Below are 19,934 nucleotides of genomic sequence, written 5' to 3'. Positions count from 1 at the left end.
TCCTCGTCCCCTGCTCCTGACGAAAAGCCGATGAGTTCTGTCGGTCGCGCCAGTCACACTGGAGCATGACCACCTCGCCCGTCCTGGGCCGCACCTTCCTGCACCTGCTGGTCAACACCGCGGTGGCGGGGCTGACGACGAGCTACCTCTGGTTCGGCCTGACCTTCTGGGCCTACCTCGAGACGCGATCGGTGCTGGCGACCGGCATCATCGGCGGCGCCTACATGCTCCTCGTGTCGGTGAGCAGCATCCTGTTCGGCTCCGTCGTCGACCACCACCGCAAGATCGTCGTGATGCGGTTCTCGACCGTCGTCACCCTGACCCTCTTCTCGATGGCCTGCCTGTTCTACCTGGCCATCCCGGAGGAGTCGCTCACCGACCTCGGGGAGCCCTGGTTCTGGCTGCTGGCTCTGCTGATCCTCGCCGGGTCGGTCGTCGAGCACATGCGCAACATCGCGCTGTCCACGACAGTGACCATCCTGGTTCCGGATGCGCACCGCGCCCGGGCCAACGGCCTCGTCGGCACCGCCCAGGGCATCACCTTCATGGCCACGAGCTTCCTCTCCGGCCTCTCGATCGGCCTGCTCGGCATGGGCTGGACCCTCGGCCTGGCGACCGGGGTGGTGGCCCTCGGCCTGCTCCATCTCCTCACGGTGCGGATGCCGGAGGAGCCGGTGCCAGCCGCCCAGATGGCTGCCGACACGGCCGCGGCCGGCGGAGGCTCCGCGGCGGCTCCGGGCGGCAGCTCCGGGATCGACCTGCGCGGCTCCCTGCTGGTCATCCGCGCGTCGACCGGTCTGCTCGCGCTGATCCTCTTCTCGACCTTCAACAACTTCATCGGCGGCGTCTACATGGCGCTGATGGACCCGTACGGCCTGGAGCTGTTCCCGGTCGAGGTGTGGGGGGCGGTGCTGGGGGTGACCTCCCTCGGCTTCATCATCGGCGGCGCGGTCATCGCCAAGGTGGGTCTCGGGCGGCAGCCGGTGCGCACCCTCCTCCTGTGCTGCGCGGCCATGGGTGTCCTGGGGGCGTTGTTCACCGTGCGCGAGCTGTGGTGGCTCTACGCCGTCGGGATCTTCCTCTACATGTGCCTCATCCCTGCCGTGGAGGCGGCCGAGCAGACCGTGATCCAGCGGGTCGTCCCGCTCGAGCGACAGGGCCGGGTCTTCGGGTTCGCGATGGCCGTCGAGACGGCGGCCGCCCCCCTGACCGCCTTCCTCATCGCACCCCTCGCCGACCGGTGGATCATCCCGTTCGCCTCGTCGCCGGAGGGGCAGCGTGCCCTGGAGCCGCTGCTCGGCACCGGGACCGGTTCCTCACGCGGCATCGCCCTGGTCTTCCTGGTGGCGGGGTTGATCATGGCGCTCGTGGCACTGCTGGCGCTGGCCAGCCCGGCCTACCGTGACCTGGCCCGCACCTACGTGCGGGCCGCGCCACCACCCGAGGACGAGGAGGGGTCGGCAGGAGGTCGAGGATCCGACGCGGAGCCCGGGGACACCGCCGAGCCGTCACCGTCGGCACCGGGTCAGGTGGTCACGTCCGCCTCCGGGGCCGCGGCCACTGCGGTCCTGTCCTTCCTGGACGTCGAGCCGGAGGACGAGGTCGACACCCCGGCCGACGTGGAGACCGGTGCCGGGACCGACGGGCAGCGGCGAGGAGCGGAAACACCCAGGCACGGGTGAGACGATCCTCTGGTGCCCGTTGCTCCCCCCGCGCCTCCGGGCCTGCTCTCCGCCCTGGTGTCGCTGGACGAGATCCGCGCCGTCGAGCTGCTCGACGAGGGCCGGCACACGATCGGGCTGTCCGGTCTCGTCCAGGACCTCGTGATGCCCGTGATGCGCGAGATCGGCCTGGCGTGGGAGCGCGGCGAGGTGTCCGTGGCGCAGGAGCACCTCGCGACGCAGCTGGTCCGCGGCTACCTGGAGGCGTTCCGGATCCGCTCCCAGGCAGCCGGCCCCCAGGCCTGGCTGGCCTGTCCGCCCCGTGAGCTGCACGACCTGCCGCTCGCGGCGTTCGCGCTGCTGCTCCAGGAGCGGGGCTGGCACGTGCGCTTCTTCGGGGCGAGCACGCCGCTGCACGACCTTCTCCGCGGCGTGCGGGTCTACCGACCCGAGCTGGTGGTCGTCTCCGCCGACGACCCCGACAAGCTGAGCGCCTGCTCCGTGCCGCTCGATCTCATGTCGCACGACACCGTCGTGGCACTGGGCGGCCGTGCGGCGCAGGAGGTGGGCGCCGACCTCCCCGGGATCGTGCTCCCTCCGGACATGGTCGAGGCCGCCGACCAGCTCACCCGCTGCCTCGCCGCGGAGGTCTTCGCCAGCCCCGAGCTCGTCCCGGCCCCCTAGCTCGTCCCGGCCCCCTAGCTCGTCCCGGCCCCCTAGCCCCGGGTCGCTCTCGCTCGGAGTCTCAATCGTCCCCGGTCAGGCTCGGCGCGGGATCGCCGCGAGCATCGCCGGCGTCGCCTTGTCGACGACGTCGGACCACTCCTCGTGCGTGTTGATGTACTTCTTCACGAACGGGCACACCGCCACGACCCGCAGCCCCTCCTTGCGGGTCGCCTCGAGAGCGTGCCTCACCACCGTCCCGGCCAGCCCTTTCCCGGCGTGCTGCTCGGAGATCTCGGTGTGGAAGAAGATCCGGTGCCCCTCCTCGTCGACGAACCGCGCGAAGCCGGCGACCTCGCCGTCCGCCGTGATCTCGAACCGGTCCGGGTCGGTCTGCCTACTCACTGACGTCTCCATGACCTCCACCCTGCCAGCCGCGGCACCGCGAGGCACCCCGGCCGTACCGCGGAGCTGCCCACCACCTTCGCCGCCCGCCTGCACCCCGCCCGCCCCCACCCCGCCCGCCACCCCACCCCGCCCGCCACCCCACCCCGCCCGCCACCCAACCCCGCCCGCCCCCACCCCGCCCACCACCCCCCAGCGGTTGCTCCCACCGTCCCGGGAGGTCAGGGTGGGGGGCATGACCCAGCATCCCGACCCCACCGAGCCGGAGACCTACAGCGAGGACATCAACGACCTCGACCTCGACCCCGACCAGCGGGCGCGCGCCGAGGTCGACCTCGAGATGCCCGACTCGGTCGACGACGTCCCCTGGAGCCCGCCGGAGCAGCGCCCCATGGGTGCGACGCTGCTGGAGGGTGACGACCTCGCCGAGGAGACCATCGACCAGCGCATCCTGCAGGAGGAGCCGGAGCAGGGCACCGCCTACGGCGCCCCGGAGAGCGGCGCGGACGCCCGGGCCGAGGCCGGCGAGACCGACATGCTGGGCGGCGACGACCCCGACGCGATCCCCGCGGACCGCGACGTCCTGGAGGGTCCGGCCTGACGTCCTCCTCCTTCGCCCGCGAGGTGGCCGCGGCCTACGACCTGGGCCGCCACGCCACCGCGGCCGTCACGCCCGAGCAGGGACACCAGGGTCGGGTCTGGCGGCTGACCACCACCCGGGGCCGGTATGCCGTCAAGGTCCCCTTCGCGCGCCCGGACCCGGCCGCGGTCGCGGCGGACGCGGCATACCAGGACACCGTTCGCGCGGCCGGCGTGCACCTGCCCGGCGTGGTCCGCACCCCCGACGGCGACGTCCTGCGGGAGCTGGCCGACGGCACCGTCGTCCGCGTCTACGAGTGGGTGGACGTCCGCCCGGCCGACCGCACCCTGGACCCCGGGGCGGTCGGGCGCGCGGTGGCGGCCATCCACGCCGCCGACGTCCCCGACGACCGCCCGCCCCACCCCTGGCACACCGAACCCGTCGGCGTCGACCGGTGGCGCGAGCTCACCGAGCGGGCGCTCGCGGCCGACGCCCCGTTCGCCCCCCGCCTCGCCGCGCACGTCCCGGAGCTCGTCGCGCTCGAGCAGCTGCTCGGGCCCCCGGGCCCGGTCCGACGCTGCCACTGCGACCTCTGGGCCGACAACGTCCGTGCCTCCGCGTCGGCCGACCAGGACGTCGTCGTCCTCGACTGGGAGAACTCCGGCCCGGCGGACCCTGTCGGCGAGCTGCCCATGGTGATGTTCGACTTCGGGGTCCACGACGCGGGCCGCACCCGCTCCCTGTATGCCGCGTACGTCGCCGCTGGCGGCCCGGCCCGCGTCACCTCCCCGGCGGACTGCTCCATGCTGATCGCCACCCTCGGCCACATCATCGAGATCGGGGCTCTGCGCTGGCTCAACGGCACCGACCCCGCCGAGCGGGAGATCGACGCCGCCTGGGTCGCCGAGGGGGTGGACGACCCCCTCACCCGCCGCTCCGTCGACCTCATCCTGGGGGCCTGCGCGCAGGTGGAGGCCGCGGGAGCGTGACGGGAGGGGTGCCGCGCGCGACATACCCTCGAGCGGTGCTGCGCATCGCCACCCTCAACGTCAACGGCGTCCGGGCCGGCCACCGCCGAGGTCTCGGCGACTGGCTCGCGACCCGGGGCTGCGACGTGGTGACGCTCCAGGAGGTGCGGGCGCCGCTCACGGCGCTGCCCGAGGGTGCTTTCGGCGACTACCACGTCGTCTACGAGCCGGGGCAGGTCCCGGGCCGCAACGGCGTCGCCGTCCTCACCCGCGAGCGTCCCGTCGCGGTCCGCACGTGGGACGCCGACGTGCTCGTCCGCGCCCCGGACGAGACGCACCTGCACACCGTGCCCGCCCCCGACGACGTGCCCCTCGCCCGCGGCCTGGCCCGGCACGCCGCCGAGGGCCGCTACGTCGAGGTCGACCTGGCCGAGGCGCCCGTCACGGTCGCCAGCCTCTACCTGCCCAAGGGCGGGTTGCCCGCGCACCTGCAGGTTCCCGGCCGGATGCGCGAGGAGCCCGACGGCGGGGCGCGCCACGACCGCAAGATGCGGTTCATGGCCGCGTTCGCCCGCCAGCTCGCCCGCACCCGCCGCGCGGCGGCGGCACGGGGCCGCGAGTTCCTCCTCACGGGTGACCTCAACGTCGCGCACACCACCCTCGACGTGGCCGCCGGGCGCCGGGCCCAGAGGTCGGAGGGCTTCCTGCCGGAGGAGCAGGCGTGGATCGCGGCGCAGCTCTCCCCGCGCACGCTCGTCGACGTGGTCCGGGCTCTGCACCCCGACCGGCAGGGGCCGTACTCCTGGTGGAGCTGGCTGCCGGGGGCCCACGACCGCGACGCCGGCTGGCGGATCGACTACCACCTCGCCACACCCCGCCTCGCGAGGACCGCCCTGACCGCCGTCGTCGACCGGGACCACCGGGGCGTCCGCCTCTCCGACCACGCCCCGGTCGTCGTCGACTACGACCTCCCCGCCTTGACTCGCCCCGCCGCGCGGGGGACCGTGAGCGCATGAACGGTGGGCACGGGGGGCGGTCGGTGCTGCTCGTCGCGCTCGGGACCCGGGGCGACGTGGAGCCGTTCGTGCGCCTGGGCTGGCGCCTGCGCGCCGAGGGGTATGCCGTGACCGTCGCCGTCCTCGAGGACGGCGCCGCCCGGGTCCGCGCCGCCGGCCTGCGTCCTGCCGTGGTGGGACCCGTTGCCGCACAGGCGATGTGGTCAGGGTCGGCGTTCCTCCGGGCCGCCGCGCACCTCAACCCCGGCCTGATGTGGCTGCAGATGCGCCGCGCCCTGGAGGTGGTCGCGCCCACGGTCGCCGGCCACCTCGCCCCGCTCCTGCGCCGCGCCGACGTCGTGCTGGTCGGGCTGGCCGCGGCCGGCCTGGTCCCGGTCGTCACCGCCGCCGGGGTGCCGGCGCGCCTCGTGCTGCTGGCCCCCCTCCTCCCCCACCCGGGCGGCACCGCGACCTGGTCCACCAGCGCCTGGGACCGGCTGCCGCACCCCCTCGAGTCCGCCCGGCAGGCGCTGCTGTGGCGGATGACGACCGCGCTGTCCACCCCGCTGGCGTCCCTGCTCCACGGACCCCGCCGGGCCGCCCTCCCCGTGACGGCGCCCCCCGCCGGGCCGCCGCTGCTCGCCACCAGCGCGGTCCTCGACCCCCGGCCGGCGCCCCACGCGGTCAGCACCGGCTGGTGGCCGGACCCCTCCCCGGTCCGCACCCTCCCCCGGGAGGTCGACCGCTGGCTGGACCGACACCCGGGCGCGGTCCTCATGGCGTTCGGCAGCATGCCGGGCTCCTCGACCCGGCGCACGCTCGAGCGGCTGGGCGACGTCGCGCGCTCGGTCGGCAGCCCCGCGGTGGTGCAGGTCCGGGGCGCCTCGACCCGTGCCTTCCCGGGGGGTCTGGTCGTCGGTGAGGTCGACCACCGCGCCCTGCTGCCGAGGCTCGCCGCCGTCGTGCACCACGGCGGCTCCGGCACCACCCACGCCGTCACCGCCGCCGGGCTCCCGCAGGTGGTGGTGCCCCACCTGGGCGACCAGCCGCACTACGCGCGGGCGGTGCACCGGGCCGGTCTGGGTCCCCCGCCGCTGCCCCGTCCCCTCGCGACCCGCGCGCGGCTGGTGGCGCGGGTGCGCACGGCGCTGGAGCTGGGGCAGGGCGCCCCTCAGGTCCGGTCGGCGGCCTCCCGGCTCTCCGGGGAGGACGGGCTCGGGACCGCGGCGCGGCTCGTGGACGCGATGGCGCAGTGAGGGTCGTCGCCGCCGGCAGCCCGATCTACGCCCACACCGTCAACGCCACGCCGTTCCTCGCCGGGCTCGCCGCCCGCAGCGTCGAGGTGCACCAGGCCGTCGCCACCCCCCTGCTCGACGTCGTGCCGGAGGGGGTGGGGGCCTGGGACACCGGCCCCGCCCCGGACTTCGGGCCGGGCGGCGGCGGGCGGGTGGCCGAGGTGGGGCGCCGCTACAGCTGGCTCGTCGACGACGCGCGCACCCGGGTGGGCGCCGTGCGCAAGGTGCTGGAGCGGCTCACCCCCGACCTCGTGCTCACCGACTCCCTCGGGTATGCCGCCGCCCTCGCCGCCGAGCAGGTCGGCCTGCCGTGGGTGAGCTTCGGCGACGGCCCCCTGCACTTCCCCGACCGGCGCACGCCGCCGTTCGGGGCCGGTCTCCCCTACCGGACGCCCGCCCCCTGGGTATGGCGCAACGTCGTCGTGCAGGCGGCGAGCAGGCACGTGGTCATGGCTGCCCCGCAGCGCAGGTATGCCGAGCTGCGCGCCTCGCTCGGCCTGCCAGCCCGGGACGTGCCGGTGCTCGAGGCCTGCCTCTCCCCCCACCTGCACCTGCACTGCGGGGTTCCCGAGCTCGAGTACCCCCGGGAGCGGCTGCCGGAGCACGTCCGCTTCGTCGGCGCGCTGCGCCCGCCCGAGCCCCCCGGCTGGGCCGCACCGTCCTGGTGGGAGCGCGTCGTGGAGCAGCACCCGGGGCAGGTGGTGCTCGTCACCCAGGGCACCCTCCGGGACGACTCCGCCGAGGTCCTGCGACCGGCGCTGCACCTGCTCCTGGAGAGCGGGCGCGCCGGGGTGCTCACGACGGGGGCGGCGGACCCGGCGTCGCTCACCGCGTCGGCACCGGACCTCGGTGCCGGCGGTGGCTCCGTCGCCGTCGAGAGCTTCGTGCCGTACGGCCGCGTCCTCCCCCACGCCGGGGCCTTCGTGACCAACGGCGGCTGGACCGGGGTCCTCCTCGCGCTCGCCCACGGGGTGCCGGTCGTCCAGGTGGGCCGGACCGAGGAGAAGGCCGACATCGGCAGGCGGGTCGAGTGGGCCGGGGCCGGGCTGCACGTCCCGGCGCCGGGCCGGGACGGTCGTGCGCTGCGCCGCGCGCTGGACGCCGTGCTGGGCGACCCGGCCTACCGGGAGGGGGCCCGGCGGCTCGCCGCCGCCCTGGCGAGGCACGACCCGCCGCGCGAGGGAGCGGAGCTGATGTTGGGGCTGCGGGCATGATGAGGGGAATACGCGGGACAGGCAGACGGCTACACTGTCCACAAGGTCTGCACAGACTGTGGACAAACTTTGGACAGCGCGGCAGTGCGAGTGAGGGCGGCGGGATGAGCGTGACACAGACCGAGACGGATCGGGTGATCCTCCTCGACGATGACGGCACGCCTCGGGGGAGCGCCCCGCGCCTCGAGGTGCACGGTCCCGACACCCCCCTGCACCAGGCGTTCTCCCTCTACGTCTTCGACGAGCGGGGCCGCGTCCTCATCACCCGGCGGGCGCTGTCCAAGCTCACCTGGCCGGGCGTGTGGACCAACGCCTGCTGCGGGCACCCCCGCCCCGACGAGCCGCTGGAGGACGCCGTGCGCCGGCGGGTCTCCGAGGAGCTGGGCCTGGCCGTGGACGACCTGCAGCTGGTCCTGCCCGACTTCCGCTACCGGGCCGTCGACGCCAGCGGCGTCGTGGAGAACGAGATCTGCCCCGTGTTCGTCGCCCGGATCGACGGCGAGGTGCGCCGCGACCCCGACGAGGTCAGCCAGCACACCTGGGTCGCCTGGCCCGACCTCGTGTCCGCCGTGCGCGCCACCCCCGACGTCTACAGCCCCTGGTCGGCGATGCAGGTCCCGCTGCTGGAGGCCGAGCGCTCACGCCTGCCCCTCACGTCCGCGCCGTCCTCCGCCCCCGCAGCGCCCCCCTCCCGCACCGGGGTCGAGCACACGCTGCTCCGCGTGGACGAGGTCCTGCGCCACGAGAACGCCTGGATCGACCACGTGTGGAACACCCTCGCCCCGGCCGGGCCGCCGGACGTGCTCGGCGACGACCCCGGCGACCTGCCGACCTGGCTGCACAGCCTGCTGGTCGGCGGCGGGAAGCGGATCCGCCCGCAGATGTGCCACTGGGGCTTCATCGCCTCGGGCGGCCGGGTCGGCACCCGCGGCCACGACATGGTGGTCCGGGCCGCCGCGGCCCTGGAGACCCTGCACCTCTTCGCGCTGATCCACGACGACGTCATGGACCAGTCGGACGAGCGTCGCGGCCGGCCCTCCGCGCACGTCGTCGCGACCCGGCGCCACCTGGCCGCCGACGCGCACGGCCTCTCGGCCCGGTTCGGCGAGAACATCGCGATCCTGCTCGGCGACCTGGCCCACTGTGAGGCCGACCGGATGGTCCACACCCTGCCCTCGGAGATGCGCGACTTCTGGTACGAGCTCAACCTCGAGCTCATCATCGGCCAGCGTGCCGACCTCACCGGTGCCGCCGCCGGACGCACCGACCTCGAGCACGCCGAGGCCGTCGCCGCCCTGAAGTCGGGGGCCTACACGATCGAGCGCCCCCTCCAGCTCGGCGCGCTCGCCGCCAACGCCACCCTCGAGCAGCGTGACGCCCTGGCCCGCTACGGCCGCCACCTCGGCCGGGCCTTCGCCTGGCGGGACGACGTCCTGGGCGTGTGGGGTGACCACACGCTCACCGGCAAGCCCTCAGGCGACGACCTCCGCGAGGGCAAGACCACGCTCATCTGGGTCCTCGGCACCGCGCGGCTCACGGGGGAGGCCCAGGCCGCGATGCAGCGCGTCGGCACGCCCGAGGCGCGCGCGGACGACATACCCCTCCTGCAGCGGGCCCTCGACGAGGCCGGGGTGCGCCTCGAGCTGGAGCGGCGGATCGCCGCCGAGCTCGAGGCCGCCGACGCCGTGCTGCTCGACGCACCGCTGACCGCGGACGGCGTCGAGGGGCTGCGCGCGACCGCGCGCACCATCGCCTGGCGCGACGCATGAGCCACGTCGTCGTCCTCGGCGCGGGGCTGGCCGGCCTCGCCGCCGCGTGCCACCTCGTCGGCGACGGGCACCGGGTGACCGTCGTGGAGCGCGAGAGCGTCCCCGGCGGCCGCGCCGGCCAGCTGCACCAGGACGGGTTCATCTTCGACACCGGCCCGACCGTGCTGACGATGCCGGACCTCATCGACCGGCCGCTGCGCGCGGCCGGGTCGAGCCTGGCCGAGCGCCTCGACCTGCAGCTGCTGGATCCCGCCTACCGCGGGTTCTTCGCCGACGGCTCGCAGCTGGAGGTGCGGCACGGGCACGAGGCGATGCGCGCCGAGATCCACCGGGAGTGCGGCAGCGTCGACGCCGCCGCCTTCGACGAGTTCGTGGCCTGGCTGCGCAAGCTCTACATCGCGGAGATGCCCAACTTCATCGACCGCAACTTCGACCGGCCCACCGACCTGCTCGCCCGGCCGCGCGCCGCCGCGCAGCTGTTCGCGCTGGGCGGGTTCGGGCGGCTCGGCCCGATGATCCGGCGCCGTTTCCAGGACGAGCGCCTGCACCGGCTCTTCTCCTTCCAGGCGATGTATGCCGGTCTGGCGCCGGACGACGCGCTGTCGATCTACGCCGTGATCACCTACATGGACTCCATCGAGGGCGTGTTCTTCCCCAAGGGCGGGATGCGGGCGGTGCCGGAGGCGCTGGCCGGCGCGGCCGAGGACGCCGGGGCGCAGCTGCGCTACGGCACGTCGGTCGCCGAGCTGCTGCGCGACCCCTCGGGCCGGGTGCGCGGGGTGGTCACCGACGACGGCGAGCGGATCGCCGCCGACGCGGTGGTGTGCACCCTCGACCTGCCGACGGCGTACAAGTACCTGCTGCCGGACGTGCGTCCGCCCCGTGCGGTCGGCGGGCTGCTCGGCGGCAACTACTCCCCGTCGGCCGTGGTCTGGCACGTCGGCGTCCGGGGGGTGCCCGAGGGCAAGGCGCACCACAACATCCACTTCGGGCACGAGTGGTCCGGGGCCTTCCAGGACCTCCTCAAGCGCGGCACCCTCATGGGCGACCCGTCGCGACTGGTGACGGTGCACTCCCTCGACGACGAGGAGGCGGCGCCGGAGGGCTGCAGCACGCTCTACGTGCTGGAGCCGGTGCCCAACCTCGAGGTCGGCCGGATCGACTGGGAGCGCGAGCGGGAGCCGATGCGCGAGCGGCTGCTGGGCTTCCTCGAGGAGTCGGGCTACCCGACCGACGTCGTCACCGAGCAGCTGGTGACCCCGCTGGACTGGCAGCGGCAGGGGATGGCGGCGGGCACGCCCTTCGCTCTGGCACACACCTTCCCCCAGACCGGTCCGTTCCGGGCGCCCAACGTGGACCGGCGGGTCCCCGGTCTGGTGTTCGCCGGGTCGGGCACCGTCCCGGGCGTCGGGGTGCCGATGGTGCTGCCCTCGGGGCGTCTTGCCGCGCTGCGCGTGCGGGAGATGGTGGGATGACCCTTGTGGACGGCGCGCGCGACCAGCTGCTCGAGCAGGGCTACCAGCGGTGCGCCGAGCTCACCCGCCGCCACGGCACCACCTACTACTGGGGCGCCCGCCTCCTGCCGCCCGCGCAGCGGGTCGACGTCTACGCCGTCTACGCCCTGTGCCGCCTGGCCGACGACATCGTGGACGAGCCCGACAAGGTCGACCTCTCGGTGCCCGACCACCCCGACCCGCGGGTGCGGCTGCGGCTGTTCGAGGAGCTGTTCACGACCGCCCTCGACCAGGGCGGCAGCGACGAGCCGGTGATGGCCGCGGTGGCCGACAGCCTGCGCCGGCGGGGGACGGACCGGGAGTGCTTCGACCGGTTCTTCCGGGCGATGGAGCTCGACCTGGACCGGGAGACCTGGGCGTCCTGGGAGGAGCTGCGCGACGGCTACATGGAGGGCTCGGCCGCGGTCATCGGCGAGATGATGCTGCCGGTCCTCGAGCCGCTGACGCCCGAGGCGAGGGGCCCGGCGCGGTCCCTCGGGCTGGCCTTCCAGCTGACCAACTTCCTGCGCGACGTCGGGGAGGATCTCGACCGCGGCCGCGTCTACCTCCCCCAGGACGACCTCGCCCGGCACGGCGCCGACCCGTGGGAGCGCCGGGTGACGCCGCAGTGGCGGGCGATGATGGCCGAGCAGATCGAGCGCAACCGGGAGCTCTACCGCGAGGCGTCCCGCGGGGTGGCCATGCTGCCCCCGCCCAGCGCCCGCTGCGTGGCGACCGCCCTGCGCATGTACGCCCTCATCCTGCGCCGCATCGAGGACGCCGACTACGACGTGTTCTCCCAGCGGCGACGTGTCGGCCGGGGCACCAAGGTGGCGATCCTCGCCGACGTCCTCACCCGCGGTCCCCTCCGCCGCCTGCCGGCCTGATGGCCACGTCCTCCTCCCCGCCTGACGGCCACGTCCTCCTCCCCGCCTGAAGCCTCCCGCCTGGAGCCGGCTCCGTACTGCGGCGACTCCGTACTGCGGCGACTCATGGCCCCTCTGGGGGCCACCAACCGCCGCGGACGCGGACGTCAAGCTGATGTCGCTGGTGACCTGGCTGGCTGACGCGGCTGGTGACCTGACTGGCTGACGTGGCGCGTGACCCTGGGCGCCTCAGCGTTCCTTGGGGATCATCACCCACAGGATGAGGTAGACGATCTCCCCGATGCCCGTCACCCCGAAGATCACGAAGCCGACGCGGACCAGGAACGCCGGCAGCCCGAAGCGCTCGGCCAGGGCGGCGCAGACCCCCGCGATGATCTTGCCCCTGCGCGGTCGGACCAGGACGTTGGACATGACGGCTCCCTTCGTCGGTGCTGTTCCCGTCCCTCTCATCCTGCCCTGTCCCGGTCGGGGCCGTCCGGCGTGCCCTCGAGAATGTCCTCCCGCACGCGTGCGGACTCATCCTCGTCCAGCCACACCACGCGGTATGCCGTGCCGGCGTAGGTGAAGGAGCCGGACGCCCACTCGCGCAGGTCCTCCGTCAGCTCATCCCCCCTGGACAGCCAGTCGGTGGCGGTGGCGGGACCGGCGCCGTCGGCCAGGACGAGGTGGCCGTGCACGATCTCGGTCGGCGCCGACCACCGGCTCCACCACAGGTGCCCGGCCTTCCGGGTCCACCACGTCTCGGCCGCCACGAACACCCGGCCGACCTCGACGGCGTCGCTGGTGAGCAGCACCCCGGCCCGGTCGCGGAAGGGGTCGAGGCGGGCGTCGTGGGGCGGGACGTCGGTGGGCGGCGGGTTCCACGGCATACCCCGAGTGTGCCGGACATGCCCGAGTGTGTCGGACGTGCGCCGGACGTCCCGAGTGTGCCGGACTACCAGGTGAGGTGGAGGCCCCGCAGCCAGTAACCCTCGATGAGGTGGTCCCAGCCCAGGTCGGGCTCGCGCACGATCTGCGGGCGGCGCGCGAGGAGACGGCGCAGCAGGACGTCCGACTCCAGCAGCGCGAGCGGCTGCCCGGGGCAGCGGTGCTCGCCGTCGCCGAAGGCCAGCCCTGCCGCGTTGACCCCCGGGGGGAGCGCGCGGCCGGGGCACAGGTCGAGCGGGTCCGCCCCGACCGCCTCGGGGTCGGCGTTGGCCGAGCGCACGCAGATGTCGACGAGGTCGCCCGGCTCCACGGTCCACTCGTGCCCGCCGTCGGACACGGGCACGGCGACCTGGGCGCGGCGGTAGAGGTGCCCGACGACCGGCTCGAGCCGGATGACCTCGTGCAGGATCGCCAGCCGCTCGACCTCCTCCGCCACGAGGTAGCGCTCGAGCAGCGCCTCGTCCCGCAGCAGGTGCCACGCCGCCATCACGACGAACTCGCGCGTCGTCACCATCCCGGCGGTGCCGTACGTGACGCACTCGACGAGGATCCCGGTGCCGCTGTAGCCCTCGGCGAGGAGGTGGCTGACGACGTCCTGCCGGGGCCGGCGCCGCCGGCTGCGCACCGCGGGTCGCACGTCCGCCCACCAGAACCGCGCCACCGGCACCAGCCCGTTGACCGCGGCCCGGGCCCACTCCCGGGGCTTCCGGCCCAGGTCGCGCCGGGTGATGTCGAACGGCGGCTGCCGGAAGAACGACTCCAGCCGGCGCGCCATCCTCGGCACCGACGACTCGGTCAGCCCCACCACCTCCGCCGTCACCTCCACCGTGTAGAGCAGCGCCAGCTCGTCGAGCCGGCAGCCGCCCCGCGCGTCGGCCGCGCCGAGCAGCCGGTCGGCGCAGTCCTCCATCTGCGTCGTGTAGCGCTCCGCCACGACGGTGGGGGCGAAGAACCGCGCCACCTTGCGGCGCTGCTCGTCGTGCTGCGGCCCGTCGGAGACGAGGATCGGGTGATGCCGGAGGTAGCCCTGCGGGATCGCCTCGGCGGTGAACCCCGCCTGCGTCGTCGCGTGGCGGGCGCGCAGCAGCTGGCGCGCCGCGCCGAGCGAGCGGACCCGCCACACGGTGCTCACGCCCGCGTCCTCGTCCCCGGCCACCCGCTCGACCCGGGGGTCGGTGGGCTCGTCGGGCCGGAGGGCGACGCGCCGCGAGGTGCTCATCGCCGGCCGAGGGCGGGTATGGCGTCGCGCACCTTCCCCGCGAGCCGCGCCGCCGCGCGGGGCGGGCGGGCCAGCAGGCCCTCCAGGGGCACGGTCCACACGTCCTCGCCGCGCACCCCCCAGCCGGCGAGCAGCGCGTTGGCCGCGAGCACCCCGGTGACGGCCGCCCGCTCCATGAGGGCGATGGGGTAGTCGACCCGCAGGCCGTCCCCGGCCAGCACGAGACCGTCGTAGGGGGTGTCGACGGTGAGCCGCTCGCGCCACGGGCCGGTCCCGACGAGCGCGCAGTCGTCCTCGACGAGCAGCTCCTCGGAGGCGATCCCCAGCCCCGCGGTCTCCGGGTAGACCTCGTGCAGGGAGGCCAGCAGCCGCTCCCGCAGCCGGGCGAGGTCCAGCCCGAGCGGGCCGTCGCCCGACAGGTCGGGGTCGCGGACCGGGTCGACGGCATACCCGTGCAGCTCCACGACCGACCCGCCGTGCTCGGCGCTCCAGCGCGCCGCGCCCTCCTCGAACCGCTCCAGCACCGTGACGTTGTCGAGCAGGTCGTAGCCGCTGGTGCCCAGGAAGGCCTCCCGCCCCGCGTCGACCGTCCCCTCCAGCCACAGCCGCAGCACCGCGAACGGTGGCGCGTTGCGGCCGGCGGCCGCGCGGCGCAGCCAGTCCTGCTGCGCCGCAGCACGATCCACGTCGTGGGAGACCCGCAGCTCTGCCACGAGAGCGCGCGTGGCGCGGGGGTCGGCCGCCAGCACGACGGCGTCCGCGGTGAGCTCCTCGTCACCGGCGCGGACACGCCATACCCCGTCCGGCCCGGGCTGCACGGAGTCCGCGCGGACGCCGAGACGCACCTCCCCGCCGAGCCCCTCCAGGTAGCGTCCCAGCGGCGCCCAGAGCGCGGTGTCGTAGTCGTCGTCGGGCACGTCGAAGAGGAGGCCCTCGGAGGACCCGGTGAAGTAGGTGTGGAACATCCCGACCAGCTCGCCCGCCCCGAACTCGCTCGGGTGCGCGAAGAACGACCGCGCGAAGACCTCCAGCGCCAGGTGGCGCGCCCCCTCGGGGAAGCGGAGCCGGTCGAGGAAGTCCTGGGCGGACTCGCCGTCGTAGCGCTCGTGGCTGGCGGGGTAGGAGGTGCCGACCAGCTCCAGCGCGCTGGGCAGGTGCACCGAGGGCAGCTCGGCGAGCGGGAAGGTCGGGCTGCGCACGACGAACGCCGCGAGGTTGGCCGGCGGCGTCGACGGCAGCGCGGCGAAGCTGTCGGTGAGCCCGTCGCCCCGGCGCAGGGGGTAGTCCGGGACCGGCACGAGGTGCCGCAGGGTGGGGTCGACGCGCCGGAGCAGGGCGCGCAGGGTGTAGTACTGGCGGAAGAACGCGTGGAAGCCGCGGCTCATCGTCCGCCCGTCCTCCAGCGGCCACGCCCGCACCCGCCCGCCCAGCTGCCCGCACGCCTCCAGGAGCGTCACCCGCACGCCGCGCTCGGCCAGCACCACGGCCGCCCCCAGACCGGCGATGCCCCCGCCCACGACCACCACGGAGCGCGGCTCGGTGACCTGCGGCGCTCCGGGGGCCGCCGGGTGCCGGACGGCGCGTCGGTCGCGGCCGGGGGGGAGGGGACGGCTCATCAGCGGCTCCTGCGGGTTCAGGCGGGACGGCGGGCGAGGACGGTGTGCAGGATGCCGCGCTGCCAGCCGCGGGCGGTGCTCCAGGTGATGTCGGTGAGGCCGGCGCGCTCGAGCCGGGCCTGCAGGTCTGCGGTGCTGTCGTTGTCGAGCACGCTGCGCCACAGGTAGCGGTAGATCGCCGGGTTGCCGCGCACCACGGCGGCGAGCGGCAGCACGACCGCCCAGCAGACGACCGTCCAGATCGCGGTCGGCACCGCCTCGCCCTTGACGTGGTAGTCCTGCAGCGCGACCCAGCCGCCGGGGCGGAGCTGGTCACGGATCGCCCGCACGACCGCGTCGCGCTGGTCCTGCGGCACGTTCCTCATCAGGTATGCCGCCAGCGCGCCGTCGGCGGGCCCGTCCACCTCGCGCGCGGCCACCTCGGGCAGGTCCTGGGCCACCGCCTCGACGAAGCTGACGCCCTGCGGCCACCCCTTGGCCCGGGCCTGGTCGAGCATGCCGGCCGACGCGTCGAGGCCGACCACCCGGGGCCGGTCGAACCCTGCGGCGGCGAGGGCGTCGAGGAGGGCGCGGGTGGACAGCCCGGAGCCGCAGCCGAGGTCCCACAGGGTCGGCCGGCTCGGCGTGCCGAGCCGGGCGACCAGGGCGTCCGCGGCGGAGCGCAGCGCCCCGTGGTAGCCGGGGTTGAGCCGGGTCAGGAGGTCGTAGCGGCCGGCCGCGCGGTCGAACTGCTCAGCGAGCTGCATGGGTCTCCTCGGTGCCTCGTGCGTCGGGCTCCCACCCTATGTCTCCGCTCCGGGCGCACCGACGCCCGGACCGCCGGGTCACGGTGTCGCGAACGCCACAGCGAATCCGTCACGGATGTCACACCGGCGGGTCGGTGGGCCGCCGTACGTTGGCTGCATGACCACTTCCACCCCGGCGCCCGCGTCGACCCCGGTGCTGTCCTCGACCCCCGTGCTCGAGGCCGTCGACCTCGTCCGGAGGTTCGGACCCGTCACGGCCGTGGACCACGTGAGCCTGCGCATCGAGCCGGGGCAGACCTTCGGCCTGCTCGGGCCGAACGGCGCGGGCAAGACCACGACGATCTCGATGATCTGCGGCCTGCTGTCGCCCGACGGCGGCAGCGTGCACGTGGCCGGGGTGCCGATGGCGCAGGAACCGCTGGCGGCCAAGCGCCGGCTCGGCCTGGTGCCGCAGGACCTGGCGGTCTACCCCGAGATCTCGGCACGGCAGAACCTCACCTTCTTCGGCCGCCTGCAGGGGCTGCACGGGGCCGAGCTGCGGACGCGGGTCGGGGAGGTGCTGGAGCTGGTCGGGCTGTCCGACCGGGCCAAGGAGCCGAGCAAGAAGTTCTCGGGGGGGATGAAGCGCCGGCTCAACATCGGCATCGGACTGCTCCACCACCCCGACCTCCTCGTCCTCGACGAGCCCACGGTGGGGGTCGACCCGCAGTCGCGCAACGCCATCCTCGAGTCGGTCGAGGCGCTCGCCGGGCAGGGCATGGCGGTGCTCTACACGACTCACTACATGGAGGAGGCGCAGCGGCTCTGCGACCGGGTCGCCATCGTCGACGACGGCCGCGTGCAGGCCGAGGGCACCCAGGACGAGCTGATCGAGCTCACCGGCGGCGTGGACACCATCGTGCTCAGCGGCGGCGGGGACGTGGCCGCCGCGGAGGTGAGCCTGCGCGGCATACCCGTGGTCCAGAAGGTGGCCCGGGACGGGAACCACCTGCGCCTCGTCGTCCAGAACGCCCCCACCGCGGTCGCCGGGGTGGTCCGCACCGTCTCCGACGCCGGGATGAACCTCAGCGACGTGGTGATCCAGCGCCCCGACCTGGAGTCCGTCTTCCTGCACCTCACCGGCAAGGCCCTGCGGGACTGACGATGCGCACCCTCCTCGTCCTCGTCGCCCGCGACCTGCGCCAGCACGTCAGCGACCGCTCGGTGCTCCTCTTCGGCCTGCTCATCCCGTTCGCGCTGTCCTACGTCTTCAACCTCGCCTTCTCCGGCCTCGACGACCCCCAGCTGGGGGAGGTCGCGGTGGTGGTGTCGGCCCCGACCGGCGACCCCGCCGCCGACGCCGTGGTCGGCACCCTGGGGGCGCTCGCCGACCAGGGCATCCCGGTCACCGTCCTCGAGGCCGGCCCGGGCGAGGTGGCCGACCTCGTCGCCTCCGGGGAGGCGGACCTGGGCGTGACCGTGCCTGAGGGCTTCGGCGCGGCGGTGGCGGCGGGCGAGGGCGCCCGCGTGGAGCTGGCCCAGGGCGCGGACACCGGCCTCGCGGCGGACGTCGTCTCCGGCATCGTCACCGCCACCGTCCAGCGGCTGGACGCCGACGCGGCGACCGTGGCCGGCGCCGCGGGGGCGGGTCTGGACGAGGCGGCCCTGGGGGCGCTGGCCGCCGACCTCGCCGCCGCGGCCCCCCAGGTCGAGTGGGCCGAGCGCACGGTGGCCGGCGAGCAGCTCGGTCTCGCCGGGGGCATCGTCGCCGGTCAGGCCGGGATGTTCCTCTTCTTCACCGTCGGGTTCGCCGTGCTGGCCCTGCTCACCGAGCGGGAGTGGGGCACCCTCCCGCGGCTGCGCACGATGCCGATCCCGGCCTGGCAGATCCCGTTCGCCAAGGCGGTCGTCGGGCTGATCCTGGGGACGGTCTCCACGAGTGTCCTGCTCGCCTCCGGCCAGCTGCTCTTCGACGGCGTCGACTTCGGCTGGTGGCCGGCGGTGCTCGTGCTCGTCGTCGCCACCGTGGCCGCCGCCACGTCGGTCATCGCGCTCGTGGTCCGCTACGCCCGGACGGCCGAGCAGGCCAGCCTGCTCATGTCGGTCATCGCGATCTCGCTCGGGGTCACCGGCGGCACCTTCTTCCGGGTGCCGACCGACGGCCTGGTCGGGACGCTGCTGCAGGTCAACCCGGTCGCGGCCCTCGTGCGCGGGCTGGGGATCACGGCGGGCGGCGGCGGCATACCCGACCTCGCGCCGGTCCTGCTCACCCTGCTCGCCTTCACGCTGGTCATCCTCGTGCTCGCCCGGCTGGTGCCGGGCCGGAAGGACGCGCTGTGAGATCCGTCGTCGCCCTCGCCGTGCTCGAGCTGCGGCGGTTCCTCGCCGACCGGCTCAACCTCTTCTTCGTGCTGGTCCTGCCCATGGTCCTCGTCGTCGTCCTCGGCCTGCAGTCCGGCGGCGGGGGCGGGACCGCCCAGGTCGCCCTCAGCGGCGACGCCGGCACGGTGGCGGCGCTCGAGGCGGAGCTGGCCACCATCGACCTCGACACCTCCCGGCACGCCGAGGCCGCCACCGTGGAGGAGCTGGTGAGCGTGGGCACCGCCGACGTCGGTATCGTCGTCCGCTCGGCCGAGCCGCTGCAGCTCGACCTCGTGGTCGCCGACGAGCAGACGGCCGCGGGGCTGGGGCAGCTGGTCCGCAGCGCCGCGGACCGGGTGACGGTCGCCCGCGCCCAGGAGGACGTCCTGACCGGTGCGGGGCTCTCGCCCGAGCAGGCGGCGGCCGCCCTGGACGGGGCTCCGGACGGCTGGTCCGCGGCCGGCGTCGAGGTCGGCGGCACCGACCCGGTGATGGAGGAGTTCGCCGCGATGGGGCGGTTCGAGATCGGGGCCGGCGGGCAGCTGCTGCTCTTCGTCTTCCTCAACACCCTCACCGCGGCGAGCGCGATGATCAACGCGCGCCGGTCGGGGGCGATCCGCCGGACGATGGCGGCGCCCATCACGAGCACCCAGGCGGTGGCCGGGCTGGCGCTGGGCCGCTTCGTCATCGCGGTCTTCCAGGGCGCCTACATCATGGTCGCCAGCAGCCTCCTCTTCGACGTGCGCTGGGGTGACCTGGGCGCCGTCCTCACCGTGCTGGCGCTCTTCGGCCTGGTCGCCGCCGGGGTCGCCCTCGTCATCGGCGTGGTCGTCGACTCGGACGGGCTGGCCAGCGGTATCGGTGTCGGCGGGGGGCTGATCCTCGCGGCGCTCGGCGGCTGCATGGTCCCGCTGGAGTTCTTCCCCGAGGGGCTGCGGACGGTCGCCATGGCGACGCCGCACGGCTGGGCCTACGAGGCTCTCGCGGAGATCCAGCGGCGCGGCGGCGGCGTCCTCGACGTGCTGCCGCAGCTCGGGGTGCTCGCCGCGATGGCGGCCGCCGTGCTCCTCGCCGGGGGCTGGCTGCTGCGTCGCTCGCTGGGGAGGGCCATGTGAGCGGGGCCGGCGGTCCCACGGGGCGGGCCGACTCCGACACA

Annotated in this window: 19 protein-coding genes; 13 read left to right on the top strand and 6 right to left on the bottom strand. The window is 74.9% G+C overall.

What is annotated here, in order from left to right; genetic code table 11:
- Nucleotides 1-65: 65 nt before the first annotated feature.
- Both D4B81_RS08990 and D4B81_RS18485 read left to right on the top strand, forming a co-directional pair.
- A complete protein-coding gene (locus D4B81_RS08990; protein ID WP_122262090.1) occupies nt 66-1,682 on the top strand; it encodes an MFS transporter in 1,617 nt (538 codons plus the stop codon).
- 12 nt (nt 1,683-1,694) lie between these two features.
- Nucleotides 1,695-2,345, top strand: a complete 651-nt coding sequence (locus tag D4B81_RS18485; protein ID WP_202613630.1) for a cobalamin B12-binding domain-containing protein — start codon at nt 1,695-1,697, stop codon at nt 2,343-2,345.
- Nucleotides 2,346-2,420: 75 nt separating this feature from the next.
- On the opposite strand, the gene D4B81_RS18800 is transcribed toward D4B81_RS18485, so the two are convergent.
- Entirely contained in the window at nt 2,421-2,966 is a 546-nt protein-coding gene (locus D4B81_RS18800) for a GNAT family N-acetyltransferase (RefSeq protein ID WP_237565910.1), read from the bottom strand.
- Between D4B81_RS18800 and D4B81_RS18480 the strand changes: the two genes are divergently transcribed.
- The 8 genes from D4B81_RS18480 to D4B81_RS08935 all read left to right on the top strand — a co-directional run bounded on the left by D4B81_RS18480 (nt 2,965) and on the right by D4B81_RS08935 (nt 11,930).
- Nucleotides 2,965-3,330: a hypothetical protein gene (locus tag D4B81_RS18480; RefSeq protein WP_122262088.1), complete on the top strand. Its 366-nt coding sequence runs from the start codon at nt 2,965-2,967 to the stop codon at nt 3,328-3,330. The two genes, D4B81_RS18800 and D4B81_RS18480, sit on opposite strands and share 2 nt — an antisense overlap.
- A 23-nt stretch (nt 3,331-3,353) precedes the next feature.
- Nucleotides 3,354-4,298, top strand: a complete 945-nt coding sequence (locus D4B81_RS08965; RefSeq protein WP_161965076.1) for an aminoglycoside phosphotransferase family protein — start codon at nt 3,354-3,356, stop codon at nt 4,296-4,298.
- 35 nt (nt 4,299-4,333) lie between these two features.
- Nucleotides 4,334-5,293, top strand: coding sequence for an exodeoxyribonuclease III (locus D4B81_RS08960; RefSeq protein WP_122262086.1), 960 nt, complete (start codon nt 4,334-4,336; stop codon nt 5,291-5,293).
- Nucleotides 5,290-6,528 (top strand): glycosyltransferase, encoded by a 1,239-nt coding sequence (locus D4B81_RS08955; protein ID WP_122262085.1) that lies wholly within the window; start codon nt 5,290-5,292, stop codon nt 6,526-6,528. The genes D4B81_RS08960 and D4B81_RS08955 overlap by 4 nt, the downstream gene beginning before the upstream one ends.
- Nucleotides 6,525-7,781, top strand: coding sequence for a glycosyltransferase (locus tag D4B81_RS08950; protein WP_122262084.1), 1,257 nt, complete (start codon nt 6,525-6,527; stop codon nt 7,779-7,781). Before D4B81_RS08955 ends, D4B81_RS08950 begins: the two co-directional genes overlap by 4 nt.
- 104 nt (nt 7,782-7,885) lie before the next feature.
- Nucleotides 7,886-9,550, top strand: a complete 1,665-nt coding sequence (idi, locus tag D4B81_RS18790) for an isopentenyl-diphosphate Delta-isomerase (RefSeq protein WP_122262083.1) — start codon at nt 7,886-7,888, stop codon at nt 9,548-9,550.
- Nucleotides 9,547-11,025 carry a phytoene desaturase family protein gene (crtI, locus tag D4B81_RS08940; RefSeq protein WP_122262082.1) on the top strand — a complete coding sequence of 493 codons (1,479 nt, stop codon included), beginning with the start codon at nt 9,547-9,549 and terminating at the stop codon, nt 11,023-11,025. The genes idi and crtI overlap by 4 nt, the downstream gene beginning before the upstream one ends.
- Complete coding sequence (locus tag D4B81_RS08935) at nt 11,022-11,930, top strand: phytoene/squalene synthase family protein (RefSeq protein ID WP_122262081.1); 909 nt, start codon at nt 11,022-11,024, stop codon at nt 11,928-11,930. Before crtI ends, D4B81_RS08935 begins: the two co-directional genes overlap by 4 nt.
- Before the next feature lie 228 nt (nt 11,931-12,158).
- Here D4B81_RS08935 and D4B81_RS08930 read toward each other — a convergent pair whose 3' ends face one another.
- The 5 genes from D4B81_RS08930 to D4B81_RS08910 all read right to left on the bottom strand — a co-directional run bounded on the left by D4B81_RS08930 (nt 12,159) and on the right by D4B81_RS08910 (nt 16,438).
- Entirely contained in the window at nt 12,159-12,341 is a 183-nt protein-coding gene (locus tag D4B81_RS08930; RefSeq protein WP_122262080.1) for a PspC domain-containing protein, read from the bottom strand.
- A 35-nt stretch (nt 12,342-12,376) separates the two neighbouring features.
- Nucleotides 12,377-12,799: a hypothetical protein gene (locus D4B81_RS08925; protein WP_122262079.1), complete on the bottom strand. Its 423-nt coding sequence runs from the start codon at nt 12,797-12,799 to the stop codon at nt 12,377-12,379.
- A 65-nt stretch (nt 12,800-12,864) separates the two neighbouring features.
- Complete coding sequence (locus tag D4B81_RS08920; RefSeq protein WP_122262078.1) at nt 12,865-14,076, bottom strand: cytochrome P450; 1,212 nt, start codon at nt 14,074-14,076, stop codon at nt 12,865-12,867.
- On the bottom strand, nt 14,073-15,692 hold the full coding sequence (locus D4B81_RS08915) for an FAD-dependent oxidoreductase (protein ID WP_122262077.1): 1,620 nt from the start codon (nt 15,690-15,692) through the stop codon (nt 14,073-14,075). The genes D4B81_RS08920 and D4B81_RS08915 overlap by 4 nt, the downstream gene beginning before the upstream one ends.
- Nucleotides 15,693-15,709: 17 nt before the next feature.
- Complete coding sequence (locus tag D4B81_RS08910) at nt 15,710-16,438, bottom strand: methyltransferase domain-containing protein (protein ID WP_122262076.1); 729 nt, start codon at nt 16,436-16,438, stop codon at nt 15,710-15,712.
- Nucleotides 16,439-16,595: 157 nt separating this feature from the next.
- Between D4B81_RS08910 and D4B81_RS08905 the strand changes: the two genes are divergently transcribed.
- From D4B81_RS08905 to D4B81_RS08895, 3 genes are read left to right on the top strand one after another with little or no spacing between them, the layout of a single operon-like run.
- A complete protein-coding gene (locus tag D4B81_RS08905) occupies nt 16,596-17,579 on the top strand; it encodes an ABC transporter ATP-binding protein (RefSeq protein ID WP_122262075.1) in 984 nt (327 codons plus the stop codon).
- Nucleotides 17,580-17,581: 2 nt separating this feature from the next.
- Nucleotides 17,582-18,757, top strand: coding sequence for an ABC transporter permease (locus tag D4B81_RS08900; RefSeq protein ID WP_122262074.1), 1,176 nt, complete (start codon nt 17,582-17,584; stop codon nt 18,755-18,757).
- A complete protein-coding gene (locus D4B81_RS08895) occupies nt 18,754-19,893 on the top strand; it encodes an ABC transporter permease (protein ID WP_122262073.1) in 1,140 nt (379 codons plus the stop codon). The genes D4B81_RS08900 and D4B81_RS08895 overlap by 4 nt, the downstream gene beginning before the upstream one ends.
- Nucleotides 19,894-19,934 lie beyond the last annotated feature (41 nt).

The organism is Ornithinimicrobium cerasi, assembly GCF_003702705.1.
GTDB lineage: Bacteria > Actinomycetota > Actinomycetes > Actinomycetales > Dermatophilaceae > Ornithinicoccus > Ornithinicoccus cerasi.
The sequence above is the reverse complement of the archived record's forward strand: the minus strand, read 5'-3'. Positions and strand labels throughout refer to the sequence as shown.

Coding starts and splice junctions, on each gene's coding strand:
- D4B81_RS08935 (WP_122262081.1), top strand. CDS start 11,022: ATGACCCTTGTGGACGGCGCGCGCGACCAGCTGCTCGAGCAGGGCTAC.
- D4B81_RS08900 (WP_122262074.1), top strand. CDS start 17,582: ATGCGCACCCTCCTCGTCCTCGTCGCCCGCGACCTGCGCCAGCACGTC.
- D4B81_RS08990 (WP_122262090.1), top strand. CDS start 66: ATGACCACCTCGCCCGTCCTGGGCCGCACCTTCCTGCACCTGCTGGTC.
- D4B81_RS18800 (WP_237565910.1), bottom strand. CDS start 2,966: ATGCCCCCCACCCTGACCTCCCGGGACGGTGGGAGCAACCGCTGGGGG.
- D4B81_RS08910 (WP_122262076.1), bottom strand. CDS start 16,438: ATGCAGCTCGCTGAGCAGTTCGACCGCGCGGCCGGCCGCTACGACCTC.
- D4B81_RS08955 (WP_122262085.1), top strand. CDS start 5,290: ATGAACGGTGGGCACGGGGGGCGGTCGGTGCTGCTCGTCGCGCTCGGG.
- D4B81_RS08915 (WP_122262077.1), bottom strand. CDS start 15,692: ATGAGCCGTCCCCTCCCCCCCGGCCGCGACCGACGCGCCGTCCGGCAC.
- D4B81_RS08930 (WP_122262080.1), bottom strand. CDS start 12,341: ATGTCCAACGTCCTGGTCCGACCGCGCAGGGGCAAGATCATCGCGGGG.
- idi (WP_122262083.1), top strand. CDS start 7,886: ATGAGCGTGACACAGACCGAGACGGATCGGGTGATCCTCCTCGACGAT.
- D4B81_RS08925 (WP_122262079.1), bottom strand. CDS start 12,799: ATGCCGTGGAACCCGCCGCCCACCGACGTCCCGCCCCACGACGCCCGC.
- D4B81_RS08920 (WP_122262078.1), bottom strand. CDS start 14,076: ATGAGCACCTCGCGGCGCGTCGCCCTCCGGCCCGACGAGCCCACCGAC.
- D4B81_RS08905 (WP_122262075.1), top strand. CDS start 16,596: ATGACCACTTCCACCCCGGCGCCCGCGTCGACCCCGGTGCTGTCCTCG.
- D4B81_RS18480 (WP_122262088.1), top strand. CDS start 2,965: ATGACCCAGCATCCCGACCCCACCGAGCCGGAGACCTACAGCGAGGAC.
- crtI (WP_122262082.1), top strand. CDS start 9,547: ATGAGCCACGTCGTCGTCCTCGGCGCGGGGCTGGCCGGCCTCGCCGCC.